The following is a 15005-nucleotide window of genomic DNA, read 5'->3' on the forward strand; positions in this document are numbered from 1 at the left end:
CTAAGGGCTGTTCCCTTAGTTCGATGATAGTATAATACGGATAATTTCGGTTGTTAAGCAAATAAAAAAGATGCACAGTTATCACTTTTATTTCTATATTCTTATATTCTATAGACAATACCATGTAGTGCATAAACCCAGCAATAATCACGAAAAACGTCCGTTATTTTATATTTTTTATACAAAAATTTTTATAGGTAACTAAGCTTTCTATAGAGTACAGACCACAGCTCCACATTCTACAGAAAATAGTTTGACGTTTTACTGTTGCATGCCTATAGATAGCATATAAATAGCAAAAAAGAGAGACGATCAACATCCTATCCCGCAAATTAATTCTATGCTCTAATTCGCAGAATAGATCGTTCATTACGTCCCTCTTTTTCATTTACTGCATGCTCACATCACTAATGCAGTATATGCTCGCATAAATTATTTTTTTCACCTATCTATGCAAACATACAATCTGTATATGCATGTTTGCACTGATTATTTACGTTCCTTAGCTTCTTTAACAATATCTTCTAAGAATTGTTTCCAAGCTACGGTACCTACTTCACCTTCACCACGTTTACGAACAGCAACGGTTGCTTCCTGTTCTTCTTTATCACCGACTACGAGCATGTACGGTACCTTTTCCATTTGTGCTTGACGAATCTTATAACCGATTTTTTCATTACGATCATCAACTTCTACACGTACATACGCTTTCTTGAAAGCGGCCTTCAATTTGTTAGCATAGTCTACATGCTTTTCACTAATCGGCAAGATTTTAACTTGTACCGGTGCGAGCCAAGTTGGGAATGCACCTGCATAATGTTCGATAAGGATACCGATAAAGCGTTCCAAAGATCCAAAGCAAGCACGATGAATCATAATCGGACGATGCTTCTGACCATCTTCACCAACGTATTCCATGTTGAAGCGTTCCGGCAAGTTCATGTCCAGCTGAATTGTACCGCATTGCCAAGTACGTCCCAACGAATCTTTGATGTGGAAGTCAAGCTTCGGACCGTAGAAAGCGCCGTCCCCTTCATTAATCTGATACGGAATGCCTTTTTCTTCAATGGCTTCACGAAGTGCATTAGTAGCGGCTTCCCAAATGGAATCATCCCCCATTGCATTATCCGGCTTCGTACTCAATTCAACACGATAGGTCAAGCCGAACTGACTGTAAATACGGTCGAACAGTTCAATAACCTTAATTAATTCTGTTTTAATCTGTGACGGTAACATGAATACGTGCGCATCATCCTGCGTAAAGCTACGTACGCGGAAGAGACCGTGCAAGGCGCCGCTCAATTCATGACGATGAACAAGACCGAGCTCTGCCATACGTATTGGGAAATCACGATACGAATGCATTTCATTCTGATATACCAGGATACCGCCCGGGCAGTTCATTGGTTTAATTGCATAATCTTCACCATCGATTTCAGTAGTGTACATATTTTCACGATAATGGAACCAATGACCTGACTGTTCCCATAACTGACGATTCAAAATAATCGGTGTACGTACTTCTTCATAATCAAAATCATGATGTACTTCACGCCAGAAGTTTTCTAGTTCATTGCGCACTGCCATGCCCTTTGGTAAGAAGAACGGGAAACCCGGTCCCTGTTCTTTAATAACAAAGAGACCCAATTCCTTACCCAATTTACGATGATCGCGACGAGCTGCTTCTTCCAAAAGATGTAAGTACTCTTCCAGCTGTTCCTTCTTTTCAAAGGCCGTTCCGTAAATACGCTGTAACATTTTATTTTTTTCGTCACCGCGCCAATAAGCACCGGCCAAGCTCTGCAACTTAAAGGCCTTCACTTTACCGGTAGAGGCAACATGAGGACCGGCACAAAGATCAACGAACTCACCTTGACGATACAAAGAAATTTCTGCATCAGCCGGTAAATCATTAATCAATTCTACCTTGTAGTCTTCATTCTTTTCTTTAAATAAAGCCAAGGCTGCGTCGCGGCTGACAACTTCTTTTTCGATAGGGAAATTTTCTTTGACGATGCGATTCATTTCTGCTTCGATTTTTGGCAAATCTTCCGGAACCAAAACATGTTCCATATCGATATCATAATAGAAGCCGTTTTCGATAGCCGGACCGATTGCCAACTTAGCTTCCGGCCAAATGCGTTTAATAGCTTGCGCCATCACATGAGATGCACTATGACGAAGCGTATCTTTACCACCCTGTTCTTCAAAAGTTAAAAAGCTAACATGCGAACCATCTTTTACGACTTCACGCAAATCAGTCAATTCACCATCTACATCTGCTGCCAATACTTTCTTTGCCAAGCTGTTAGACAATTGCTTTACAGCTTCTCCCAATGTAGTTCCGGCCGCATACGCCTTGTTACTACCGTCCGGTAAAATAATGTTTACTTCAGTCATTGTAATTCCTCCTTAGGTATGAGCGGCGGCGGGAACGCCGATCACAAATCAAGTATAAAAAAAGGACCTCCATCCACTCAAGGGACGAAGGTCTCGCGGTTCCACCCTAGTTAATCGCCAAGCGATTCACTTTACGGACGATAACGGGCCCAACGGATTTTCTTACCTCTTATCTGCACGGTCAATCGCGCCGGTGGCAAACAAGCCTTCGGAAAATCGGTTTGAAGGGGGTAATGTCTACGGTCATGGAAAACGCTCACAGCCAAGGCGTCTCTCTCTGTACCATGATTGACGTAACCATCATGTCCTTCGCTTTACCTTTCTCTTTGTATGACCATACTCTATCACTTTCTAATCATACTGTCAATATATATTTTGCAAAATTTAATTTTACAATCTTATTACCTGTATCGTATTAGCATACGAGTTGTATCCGCATCACACGATTATAGTAATTATAAGAAATTGTACACTGTTACTGCGATTCCAATTACTGCTACTGTCACCGGTTATTATAGCCAATATAAGCTGTACAGTGGCTACAATGTATTTGGATCCACAAAGGTTAACCCGATATCTAAGGAACTAAGAACCTCTTTTACCGTATCACGCGTATCTTCCGTACTTCGCACTACACAAAGTCCTTCGCTACGATTAACTGTAGTCATAACGCCAAGATACTCATAACCTTCCAATATACGATTCACATAATTCGTGTGTGCCGGATTAATTGTAAAGTATACATACGAGTCTTCGTGATGTATCGCTTCCATGTCTATCGCCTCGCCTATTGATTTTTACACTTACGACGCATCATGGAATAGGTTTCCAGCGGCGTATCAATATATAAGCGCACTTTCATTTGCGGATGCGGCGCTACTGTGATTTCTTCACCGTTTTCATCAGTCATTTTAGTGATCACATGATATACTAATGCACCGTGCGGCTGACAGAATTCAACTTCATCGCCGACCTTAAAGTTATTACGCTGCTCCATATAGGCAAAGCCTTCTTCGGCATTATACCCTTCCACTAGCCCAATAAAATCATGGGTCTGCGTATTGCTTGACTTACCGTAATTTTGTGCCGTTTCATCCGGCTTTTCTACCGAGAATCCCTCCGTGTACGGTCGATGGGAAATTTTTTCTAATTCTTCCATCCATTCATCACGCACATACCAATCCTTGCCTTCTTTTAAATATGTATCAATGGCTTCCCGATACACTTTGGTAACGGTGGCTACGTAATGCACACTCTTCATACGTCCTTCGATTTTTAAACTATCCACTCCGGCTTCATATAGCTCTGGAATATGTTTTAACAGGCACAAATCCTTAGAGTTAAAAATGTACGTACCGTGTTGATCTTCTTCAATCGGATAGTACTCGCCGGGACGATTGGATTCTACCAATGAATATTTCCAACGACATGCCTGTGCACACTGACCTCGATTAGCATCGCGGGTAGTGGTAAAGTAATTACTCAACAAACAACGTCCGGAATAGGAAATGCACATCGCACCATGAATAAAGGCTTCAATTTCAATATCCGCGGATTCGCGCATCGTCTTGATATCCTTAATGCTTACTTCACGAGCCACTACAACACGGGCTGCCCCTTGTTCCTTCCAGAATTCTGTCGTCAAATAGTTTGTCGTATTCGCCTGCGTACTTACATGAAGTTCCAATCCCGGAGCTACTCGTTTCGCCAATAGGAAAATTCCTAAGTCTGCTACAATAATGGCATCCACATGAATACTTTCCAAATATTGCAAATATTCCTCCAGACCTACCAGATCTTCATTATGAGGGATAATATTACAGGTTACATAAATTTTCTTACCATGGGCATGTACAAATTCAACGGCTTCCTTCAACTCTTCATTATTAAAATTAGCACTGCCCGCACGTAGGCCGAACGCCTGTCCTGCACAATATACGGCATCGGCACCGTAGCGGATAGCCATTTTTAACTTATCCATATTCCCTGCCGGAGATAACAATTCAATCGGTCTGCTCATTACTATATCCTTTCCATATACTTACACTCATTCCATCCCCCAAGGGATATATTGTTGTATTAAAAAGCTCTTTATTTTCTACATAGTCCAAATAATCACGTAGTCGTTTAACGATGGTTTTATAGCGATGCGGCGCTGCTTTTTCTCCTCGTACATATCCGCGAAACAGTACATTATCCGCCAAAACAACCGCCTGCGGGACCAACTTTGGTAAAATAATCTCAAGTTGTCTCAAGTACTGTCCTTTCGGGCCATCCAAGAACACCATATCAAAAGGACCTTCTACCTGATACAATACCTCATTGGCATCACCCTTTAGTAAAGTTATATTGTCTTGATACACTGATTTCCCCACGTAATAGCGAGCCATTTCATGGCGAACTTCATCAAGCTCAATGGATACTACTTCTCCGTCCTTGGCTGCATGCTGCGCTAACAAAAGCGTAGAATAGCCGATAGCCGTACCTACTTCCAATATGCGATGCGGCTGATACAAATCAATTAGCTCTTCAAATAAATGTACTTCCGACTCGCGTAAAATCGGCACCTTATTGATGACCGCATAAATACGTTGTTCATTTAAGATTTCCTTAATTTCCATAAATTTTTTCCACTGCCTTTAGATGTTCTTCATAGGTTTTAGAGAAAATATGATGTCCCTCAGCATCGGCTACGAAGAATAAGTATTCCGTAGGCGGTGCATATAGTACGGCTTCCATAGATTTTTTACCGGGGTTAGCAATCGGTCCCGGCGGTAATCCTTTATTGATATACGTATTATAGGGACTAGGAATTTTTGTGTCTTCCACCGATAATAACGGCTTCGGATAGCCTAAAATATATTGGATGCTTGCGCACGACTGCAACGGCATACCTACCGCTAGGCGACGCTTAAACACAGCCGCAATAATTGGTCTATCTTCATCGAATTTAGCTTCCTTTTCTACCAATGAGGCCAAGGTAATAAATTCAAATATCGTCATATGCTGCGCTTCGATTTCCTTACGCATAGCCGGCGTGAGCTGTGTATTCATCTCTTTTGCCATCATCGCTAAGATATCCTTTGCCGTACTTTTCACCGGAATCTCGTAGGTGCTGGGGAATAAAAAGCCTTCCACACGGTAATCTACTTTTTCCGGCCCATACATGTACATATAAGGAACATAGGTCTTTGCTTCCGCTAAAAAGTTTTCCTTATGCACCAACCCATCGCGTGCTAATTCATCGGCAATTTGCTGTATCGTAAAACCTTCCGGAATAGTCACCCTTACGGTTTGTAGATGACCTTTTTGTAACAACCCTATAATTTCATACAGGCTGGCATTATCCGGTAATTGATAATAGCCATGTTGTAATTTGTCCATGGTCCCTGTCACTCTAAGAGCTACACGAAATAATAGCGAAGAACGAACCAACTGTTTTTCGTACAGCACATCACCGATTTCACTGCCTATCATATCTTTTTCGACGACTACTACCACCAACTCTGGGTGCTTAGTAAATCGATTAGGTAAAAAGTAGAGAACACTGGCCAGAGATGCTATCAGCATGACTATGATAATAAGCAACGGAAGTATCCTCTTTTTTACGGTAGTACTCATGCGCCGCAAACTCCTTTTAACGTAAAATTTGAACACTTTATTATAGCAAATATAGTCGCATAAGTCACGAAAAGGGGCCTTTCGGCCCCTCTTCTCTCATACTATTCAATCTTTCAAATGCATCACTTGAAAAACATGTATTTCAATATACTGTTACTGCATTTCTTCGTAAAGCTGTACTACTGCTTCGTATTCATCTTCCGTCGGAGCTACGTACACATCTTCGCCGTCTTCACGATCAATGCGCGCTATAATAACGGTCGGTTCCTCATGACATTTGCAGCCCGGCTCACATTCTTCCGGCGGCAATGATACGAGTACGGCAAAGTTCTTACCGTCATATGCAATCACTACTTCTTCTTCGTAATAGGTTTCGTTACCTTCACCATCATCCACTACAACGACCGATACTTCACCTTCATAACCCTGTTCTATCATTGTGCACCTCCTATAATGTATGTTGTCGTCTATCCAAATAACCTTGCAAAATTACCACAGCCGCCATTTTATCAATCACTGCCTTGCGTTTACGACGGCTTACGTCGGCCGCAATCAACGATCGTTCAGCCATAACCGTAGATAAGCGTTCGTCCCAATAGGTAATGGGCAACGTTGTCACCTCTTTTAGGCGTTCTACAAATTCTTCCGTCTTTTCTGCACGCTCACCTTTGGTGCCGTTCATGTTCCGCGGCATCCCCACTACAATTTCTTCCACCTCGTAGTCGTTAATGAGCTGCAATAAACGTTCAAAATCCTTAGCCCACGATGTGCGACGAATAGTTTCTACGCCTTGCGCCGTCATATACAACGCATCACTGCAGGCCACACCGATAGTGCGACTGCCTACGTCTAATGCCATAATCCGCATATTATAACCTTTTTGCCTTTACGTATTCTCTTACCAATTCCTCAATCAGTTCATCTCGCTCCAACAGACGAATGGTACTACGAGCATTGTTGTAATTCGTTATATACGTCGGGTCACCGGAAATAAGGTATCCGGCTATTTGGTTAATCGGATTATAGCCTTTTTCCTGCAAAGAATGATACACACTATCCAGGACCTCTGCGGCGGTCAGCGTTTCATCCACTTTGTTAAATACCATTGTTTCATCAGATACACTCATCCGAAATCCCTCCTTTTATAGCAAAGTACTCTTCGCCTACAACTATTGTACCATATTTACGATGGCTTGTTTACCTACGGCCAATGCTTCGGACAATACTTCCGGTTTCTTACCGCCGGCTTGCGCCATATCAGGACGTCCGCCACCGTTACCGCCGGCAGCCTGCGCTGTCTGTTTTACAATATTACCTGCATGGATTCCCTGTTTAACCGCATCTTTCGTAGCCATGCAAACAAAGTTAACTTTTCCTTCACCGGCCATACCGAGCAATACCACGCCAGATCCAATGTGATCGCGTACCATGTCGGCAATATTGCGAAGCTCTTCCATATCGTTAGCTTTTACTTCAGCTACCACACCGGTTAAACCATTAACATCGAATTTACCGGCTAAGACATCATTCATGCTACCGCTGGCCAATTCTTTTCGTGCTGCTGCCAATTCGTGTTCGAGATTTTTAGTTTCATCCAATAACTGCTGTACACGCTGCACTAACGCTTCCGGTTTTGCTTTAACCATAGTTGCCAATGTAGCTAATTTTTCCTGATCATCCTGTGCTAATTTGAGAGCGGCTGCCCCTGTTACAGCTTCAATACGGCGCACACCAGAGCCGATGCCTCCTTCGGAAACAATACGGAAGCTACCAATAACCGCCGTATTAGGTACATGCGAACCGCCGCACAATTCAATACTGAAGTCAGGCACCGTAACAACGCGTACACGGTCACCATATTTTTCGCCGAACAAAGCCATTGCCCCTAAAGCCTTCGCTTCATCCATTCCCATTTCCTGGATAGTAAGGTTCTGCGCCTTTAATATTTCTTCGTTTACCAAGCGAGTGATTTCTTTCATTTCATCATCGCTTACCGGCGAAAAATGAGTAAAGTCAAAGCGTAAACGATCCGGCATTACCAGGGAACCGGCCTGATTAACATGATCACCCAATACGCGTTTCAACGCTGCATGCAACAAGTGCGTTGCCGTGTGATTGCGCGCCATGGAAAGACGTCGAGCTGTATCTACTTCAAAGGTTACGTCATCACCGACAGCCACACTGCCTTCTACAACAGTAGCAATGTGATACGTCGTACCTTCCGGTAATTTTTTAGTATTGTGCACTTCCAATTTACCCATAGGGCCTACGATATATCCCGTATCACCTAACTGTCCGCCGCCTTCGGCATGGAATGGTGTAGTGCGAACGATTACGGTTACTTCTTCACCGTCTTCCGCACGATCAACGCGGTTAGCGCCACGGCCGATCATGAGAATTTCCGAAGCTTTTGCCTCTTCATCAGCAGTCAATGTTTCATTAGCCAAGAAGGTAATATCCGGGGTAGCTACCTTGGCATCCACATCTTCACGGGCTGCGCGAGCACGGGCACGCTGTTCGGCCATAGCTTTTTCAAAGCCCTCCATATCAATAGACAATCCGGATTCACCGGCAATTTCTTCCGTCAGTTCCCAAGGGAATCCATAGGTATCATACAATTTGAATACGTCAGCACCGCCGATAACCGTTGCTTCATTCTTCTTCAACTCATCCACTAGTGCCGTCAACATGGCCAAACCTTGTTCCAGCGTTTGATTGAAGCGTTCTTCTTCATTAGCCACAACACGCTTAATGAAGGATTTCTTTTCTACTAAATCCTTTAAGCCCGGTCCCAGAATATCCACAACCACATCGATAAGTTCCGTCAAGAACAGTCCCTTGATTCCCAACAAACGGCCATGACGTACAGCACGACGCAAAATACGACGCAATACATAACCACGACCTTCATTGGATGGTAATACACCATCACCGATAAGCACGGCAATAGCGCGAATATGGTCACCGATAACCTTCAAGGATACATCGGTATTAGCATCTGTATGATACGTTACCTTCGCCATCTGTGCGGCGCGTTCAATAATCGGGAAGATTAAATCTGTTTCAAAATTACTTTCTTTATTCTGTAATACGGAAGCCAATCGTTCTAGGCCGGCACCGGTATCGATATTTTTCTTTTCTAACGGTTCATAGGTGCCTTCCGCCGTACGGTTGAACTGTGTAAATACCAGATTCCAAATTTCCAGATAACGGTCACAGTCACATCCTGGTGCACAATCAGGACTACCACAACCGCGTTCTTCACCTAAGTCATAGAAGATTTCGCTGTCCGGTCCGCACGGTCCTTCACCGATTTCCCAGAAGTTGTCTTCCAAACGACTGATATGGCTGTCCGGTAATCCGACTTCTTTATGCCATACATCATATGCTTCTTGGTCATCCGGATACACGGTTACATATAAACGATTCTTATCGAGCTTAATCACTTCTGTCAAGAATTCCCAAGCCCAATGAATGGCATCCTTTTTGAAGTAATCGCCAAAGGAAAAGTTACCCAACATTTCGAAGAATGTATGATGACGTGCCGTGCGTCCAACATTTTCAATATCACCGGTACGAATACATTTTTGGCAGGTCGTCACGCGTGTGCGCGGCGGCACTAATTTACCCGTAAAAAACGGCTTTAACGGAGCCATACCCGCACCGATTAAGAGCAGCGACGGATCATTCTCCGGAATCAACGGATAGCTATCTAATTTTAAATGTCCCTTACTTTCAAAAAACTGCAAGTATGCTTGCCGCAGTTCATTACCTTTCATGAGTCCCAGCCTCCTAGTAAATTTTTACTCTTCATTATACCGCATATCTTCTCTATTTGTATAGCAACGAACTGATGAAGGTAATCGCATACAACGCAATAGCTGTCATTACAATGGTACCGCCCGGCGCAATATCGCCGAAGAAAGCAATCAAAAGCCCCCCCACCACCGATATCAGTGAATACGCCACCGCCAAAGCCATAGTAGTTTTAAAGCCCTTGCGCCAGAGATGAGCCGTTGCCACCGGTACTATCATCAAAGCACTGATGAGCAAGATTCCCACAACCGTCATGCCCATGACGATAACCAAGGCTGTTAATATAGAAAACAGCATATTGATACGGCCTACATTGACACCGGCTGTGACTGCAACTTCTTCGTCAAAGGATGTCAATAATAGGCGCGAATAAATTCGACTAATAATACCAATCACAACTAAAGCCACCACACCAATAGATATAATATCTGCTTTGCTAACGGTTAGAATGCTACCAAACAAAAAGTTCAGCAATCCCGTACTGGGCATCTTTGTAATTGTCGAAAAAATAACAGCCAATGCCAAACCGGCATAAAAGAACAATGCTAAAATCATATCCGTGTATTGGTTTTGACGTCGCCGTATAAGCTCGATTCCCACGGCAGCGGCCACTGTCAAACCGGCGGCGCCCAGTGGTGGATACCAATTAAGTAATGATGCCCCGGTAACACCGGCAAAGGCAATATGGCCTAATCCATCACCTAACAATGATTGCCGTTTAATAACAATAAACATGCCGATTAACGGGCACATAACAGCGACAATAACACCTGCCAGTAACGCCCGTTGCATAAAGGAATATGCCAATAAATCCATCTTACCCTCCTATATGCCAAGACAATGCTGTTCCCATATGACTTTCCAAGAATCCTTGGCAGTCCCCTTGGTAACATACATGGCGATCCACGCAAATCACCTCATCTGCCGCCTTGGCAGCTTCCGTAATATCGTGGGTAACCATAATAATAGTCAAACCCTGTCGGCACAAGGACCGCAACAGTTCAAAAATATGAGCACTAGCCTTCATATCAACACCGCTGGTAGGTTCATCTAATAATAAGTACTTAGGATGTCGAGCTAATGCCTGCGCTATCATAACTCGTTGCTGCTGACCGCCGGACAATTCTCCTATACGGCGACCGCGCAACTCCCACATACCTACCTTGTGCAGGGCATCTTCTATTCGCTGCTGTCGTTCATGGCGTGATACATTGGCTTGTACCAATAAGCCCAATCCTACAATTTCATATACCGTCGCAGGAAATTGTGAAGCATTTTTATTGTAAATTTGCGGTACCAAGTGAATGAGTCCCTGTCGTTGTGCCTCGTCAACGCTCAGTCCGTCGATAGTCACCTTTCCTTCTTCCGGTGAAAGCAGTCCGGCAACAAGCCGTAGCAGTGTTGTCTTGCCGGCTCCGTTTGGTCCTACTACGATAGTAAAGGTTCCTGCCGGTATCACTAATGATAAATCTTGTACGATATCTTCTTGCTCATAGGAAAAGTACACCTTTTCCAAGCGAATCTCACCCATATCATCTCTCCTGACAAAACTCTGTATATATTATTTATGATTACCATGCAGTATCAAAAAGGAGGCTTACGCCTCCTTTCTAATTCCGTATATATTGTCTATCTATGACCAATGCATAGTTATAGCCTGACTACATAACACGCTTAGCGCCAATGTAGCGACTTCCCCAATATCCACCGGATAAATCGGCAATAGCTACGCCTCGACTGCTAGTAGCACTAATAAAGCGTCCGTTACCGATATAAATACCGGAATGAGAAACACCTGGTTCATAGGTTTCAAAGAATACTAAGTCACCTGGTTGTAAGTGCTGTTTATCTACAGCTTTACCCACATTATACTGTTCATCAGCCATACGCGGTAGGTTAATACCGGCTTTTGCAAATACATAGCGCGTGTAACCGGAACAATCAAATCCTTGCGGTGTCGTTCCCCCAAATACATAAGGAACACCTTTATATTGTTCGGCTACGGCCAGCAATGATTTCACTTCCTTCGACATTGTTGTCGTCGCTGCAAACTTAAAGTCTTCATCTACAGGATCGCGATGAATACCGCTAAATAAACTGTCGTCAGCACTGCCTTTGCGCACGACCTTTTTTCCGACTCCTTGCTTGCTATTCGCAGCTCGCTTTGCCGCTGCCGCACGGCTGTCTGCCATTTCCTTATCCAGTTTGGCTTTATCCATTCGGGTAATCTTACCTACCCGACTTTCGTTGAACGGCTTACCCATAATAGCCTTATAGGTATCCGGACCGGTAATCCCGTCTACTTCCATATGATGATCTCGTTGAAACAGGCGGACCGCCCATTTAGTATTAGCATCGTATTCACCGTTAACACGTGCCTTATATCCGTAGGTAACCAGCTTTTTTTGGAGATCTACTATATCGCCGCCTTTATCGCCGTATTTATAGCCCGCTGCCTGTGCAACAGCTGTACTACCTACCAGCAAAGCCGCCATTAGCATCACTCGTATTGCTTTATAACTGCGTCTCATGTATGGTCCTCGCTATTTTTACAAACTATACTCTACTTTTTCTCATCATCCGCATCAAAGTGAAAACTATCTTTCACCCAATATAACGGGCGATGCTTAACTTCTTCAAACACACGTCCTACATATTCACCGATAATGCCAATGCATATAAGCTGTACACCACCGAGGAAGAAAATTGCTACTCCCAGCGTAGCCCAGCCACTGACTGCGTCGTCCGTAAAGAAATGAACAAATAAAATATGTAAAATCATAAGCAGACTCAAGAGCCCGCACAATAAGCCGATATAAAACGACATGCGCAACGGCACATTCGAAAAAGCCGCTATTCCGTCCAATGCAAAATGAAGCATCTTCCGTACACTGAACTTAGACTTCCCCGCAAATCGAGGCGGTGCTACAAAATGTACCTCTGCCTGTTTAAATCCTAAATCGCCGACTATACCACGTAGAAATCGCCCATGTTCACGGAATTTAAGAAGAGTGGCTAACGCTCTGCGATTCATTAGTCTAAAATCAGAGCCACCCTCTACAATAGGCACATTCGCCATCAAATTCATTAGTTTATAGTAGTATTTAGACGTAAATGCCTTCGCCCAACTGGCATCTTCCGTAGAATCTCGTATAGTACGTACCACATCGTAGCCTTCTTCCCAATGCCGTACCAGTTCGGGAATCAGTGCCGGTGGATGCTGCATATCACAGTCCATAGTTATAATTGCATCCCCTTTGGCATGATCAAGGCCACAGGTTAATGCTAATTGATGTCCAAAATTACGTGCTAACAAATACACGCGCACCGAAGCATCTTCTTCAGCAATATGGTGTAACATAACAGCCGAGTTATCAGAAGACCCATCATCCACAAAAATAATTTCATGTTCATACGGCAAAGTTGCCAATACGTCCTTAACAGATGAGTAAAACTTCTTTATATTATCCTCTTCATTATATACAGGAACTACTATCGATAAAAGCATGTCATTCCTCCATCGTCTATCCGATACTCTATTTTACAATACTAAGAGGAAAATTACCAGTTAAAAAAATCGTCCCCCTTACGGGAGACGATTTGCTATTACAGTGTGGCTGCTTCTATCCACTCTTGCAGTTCGTTTTCAGCTTCTTCCATATCTTCTTCATAGGCACCGCACAGCGATGGATACCGCGCCACCTCAACCGTATAAACGATGGCTTCGTCACGTCCGTTGCGGAACGTGCCTACCCAAATACCGGAAAATCGCGTTTCATACCATTCCACCGGTTGATCCGTTTCGGAAAAGGTAATCGTTATATGACCACGACCTAATGTTTCCAATACTTCTACTTGTTCTTCCTGTGTCAATCCCGTATTTTCAATATAAAGAGTATATGTTTCACCGGATTCACGTAATGTTTTTAATGCTAATTTGAGCTCTCCCAAAATAGTTGCTACATTACTGTAATTCTCAATCATCTTTTTTCTTCACCTCCACTCCCCAGTCCGTCAGCACGGCTATAATCCGCTGTTTCATATCCGGTATAGCCTGCTGAACAAGCGGTGTCGGTTCCAATCCAATATCGAGACTCATCGGCTCTACCCCGATAACCACCGCATCATCCAGCGGATCTTCCTGGAGAGCGCGAATCCGCAAGATATCCTGCATACCAACTTCATGTACGGAAATGTGCTCCGTAAAGTATGTTTCTGTTTCTTGGTGTAAAAACTCATACACCGTTCCCGGGGCCTCGCCACCTTGCACCGCATCTACCAGCAATAATTTTTTCATACCGCGCATATAGCTAAGGAGCTCCATTCCCATCGTGCCGCCGTCAACAATATTAATTTCCGGCGTAAACGTATAGTCTTGGCGCATTTCATTTACTACGTGCACTCCAACGCCTTCATCACTAAGAAGTATGTTGCCTACCCCCAAGAGAGTAATACTATTTTCTGTCGCCATACAAATCCTCTATATCCTCCGGATCATCCGGGTAAAACTTCATGCCCGATACCATACTGGATACTTCGCCGGACTCTTCCATAACATCTTCTCGGAATGCCAAGTACACGTGCATAACGGTAAAGAGTAAGAAAGCCCACGCAATATAGTGATGGATAATGTGGATTTCATATTCCGTAAACAGCATGTTCAAAGGATTGAAAATTAAAGCCAACCAACTGTCCGGTCGAATCTGCGAGTACATGGCCAGACCTGTTGCAATTTCCAACACGAATAAAATATAGATAATGAAATAACTGGTACGTGCCAATGAATTGCGGAGCACCCGGTGTTCACGTTGTTGCGGCAGCATCAAGTAATGTGTTGTAGTCTGCCATAAGCCACGCCAATACCGACGTTTGTTGAAACGAGGCAACAAGCGGTCTCCACGATAGCGAATAGCTCCGTAGATACGGAACACAAAGGAAAAAATCAAGATAAATGCCGCTGTAAAATGAATACGGCGTATCATTTCCATAGAAAACCAGCTATTAATTGCCTCTGCCGGTTCCCGTCCTGTAAAGTTAATAAATCCCGGGTCACCAATATATAACCCGCTCCAAAATAGAGCCGTTACACTAAGTACCATAGTCCAATGGAAAATTCTGAGCCATAGGCTAAACACACGGTAAGGCTTTTTCTGTCGTTGCAGCATATA

15 protein-coding genes and 1 pseudogene are annotated in these 15005 nt (G+C 43.6%); all 16 read right to left on the bottom strand.

The annotated features are described in order from the left end of the window. Positions 1–489 precede the first annotated feature (489 nt). Positions 490–2400 carry a threonine--tRNA ligase gene (thrS, locus tag Q5873_RS00060; RefSeq protein WP_303058819.1) on the bottom strand — a complete coding sequence of 637 codons (1911 nt, stop codon included), beginning with the start codon at positions 2398–2400 and terminating at the stop codon, positions 490–492. A 539-nt stretch (positions 2401–2939) separates the two neighbouring features. After that, positions 2940–3173: a DUF4911 domain-containing protein gene (locus Q5873_RS00065; RefSeq protein WP_028254720.1), complete on the bottom strand. Its 234-nt coding sequence runs from the start codon at positions 3171–3173 to the stop codon at positions 2940–2942. 14 nt (positions 3174–3187) lie between these two features. Continuing rightward, positions 3188–4420 (bottom strand): peptidase U32 family protein, encoded by a 1233-nt coding sequence (locus tag Q5873_RS00070; protein WP_303058820.1) that lies wholly within the window; start codon positions 4418–4420, stop codon positions 3188–3190. After that, the gene (locus Q5873_RS00075; protein ID WP_303058821.1) at positions 4404–5021 is read right to left on the bottom strand and encodes an O-methyltransferase; all 618 of its coding nucleotides are present in this window, start codon (positions 5019–5021) and stop codon (positions 4404–4406) included. Before Q5873_RS00075 ends, Q5873_RS00070 begins: the two co-directional genes overlap by 17 nt. Beyond that, complete coding sequence (gene mltG / locus Q5873_RS00080) at positions 5011–6021, bottom strand: endolytic transglycosylase MltG (RefSeq protein ID WP_288301646.1); 1011 nt, start codon at positions 6019–6021, stop codon at positions 5011–5013. The genes Q5873_RS00075 and mltG overlap by 11 nt, the downstream gene beginning before the upstream one ends. 153 nt (positions 6022–6174) lie before the next feature. Continuing rightward, entirely contained in the window at positions 6175–6459 is a 285-nt protein-coding gene (locus tag Q5873_RS00085; RefSeq protein ID WP_288189874.1) for a DUF1292 domain-containing protein, read from the bottom strand. 10 nt (positions 6460–6469) lie between these two features. Next, positions 6470–6889: a Holliday junction resolvase RuvX gene (ruvX, locus tag Q5873_RS00090; RefSeq protein WP_028254725.1), complete on the bottom strand. Its 420-nt coding sequence runs from the start codon at positions 6887–6889 to the stop codon at positions 6470–6472. Position 6890: 1 nt separating this feature from the next. Continuing rightward, complete coding sequence (locus Q5873_RS00095; protein WP_028254726.1) at positions 6891–7148, bottom strand: IreB family regulatory phosphoprotein; 258 nt, start codon at positions 7146–7148, stop codon at positions 6891–6893. Between the two features lie 42 nt (positions 7149–7190). Continuing rightward, on the bottom strand, positions 7191–9800 hold the full coding sequence (alaS, locus tag Q5873_RS00100; protein WP_303058822.1) for an alanine--tRNA ligase: 2610 nt from the start codon (positions 9798–9800) through the stop codon (positions 7191–7193). A 52-nt stretch (positions 9801–9852) separates the two neighbouring features. Then, positions 9853–10653: a metal ABC transporter permease gene (locus Q5873_RS00105; RefSeq protein WP_303058823.1), complete on the bottom strand. Its 801-nt coding sequence runs from the start codon at positions 10651–10653 to the stop codon at positions 9853–9855. A gap of 1 nt (position 10654) precedes the next feature. Continuing rightward, complete coding sequence (locus Q5873_RS00110) at positions 10655–11368, bottom strand: metal ABC transporter ATP-binding protein (protein ID WP_288301641.1); 714 nt, start codon at positions 11366–11368, stop codon at positions 10655–10657. A gap of 130 nt (positions 11369–11498) precedes the next feature. Further along, on the bottom strand, positions 11499–12368 hold the full coding sequence (locus Q5873_RS00115; protein WP_288189878.1) for a C40 family peptidase: 870 nt from the start codon (positions 12366–12368) through the stop codon (positions 11499–11501). A 32-nt stretch (positions 12369–12400) separates the two neighbouring features. Next, positions 12401–13345 carry a glycosyltransferase family 2 protein gene (locus Q5873_RS00120; RefSeq protein WP_303058824.1) on the bottom strand — a complete coding sequence of 315 codons (945 nt, stop codon included), beginning with the start codon at positions 13343–13345 and terminating at the stop codon, positions 12401–12403. Between the two features lie 98 nt (positions 13346–13443). Further along, positions 13444–13821, bottom strand: a complete 378-nt coding sequence (locus Q5873_RS00125; protein ID WP_205087461.1) for a hydrogenase expression/formation C-terminal domain-containing protein — start codon at positions 13819–13821, stop codon at positions 13444–13446. Beyond that, a pseudogene (locus Q5873_RS00130) lies at positions 13814–14299 on the bottom strand (HyaD/HybD family hydrogenase maturation endopeptidase); the annotation flags it as partial. The pseudogene Q5873_RS00130 and the gene Q5873_RS00125, both read right to left, overlap by 8 nt. Next, complete coding sequence (gene cybH, locus Q5873_RS00135; protein ID WP_028254734.1) at positions 14292–15002, bottom strand: Ni/Fe-hydrogenase, b-type cytochrome subunit; 711 nt, start codon at positions 15000–15002, stop codon at positions 14292–14294. The gene cybH and the pseudogene Q5873_RS00130, both read right to left, overlap by 8 nt. Between the last annotated feature and the right edge of the window lie 3 nt (positions 15003–15005).

This window comes from Veillonella magna, from assembly GCF_959600285.1.
In the GTDB taxonomy this organism is placed as follows: Bacteria; Bacillota; Negativicutes; order Veillonellales; family Veillonellaceae; genus Veillonella_A; species Veillonella_A magna.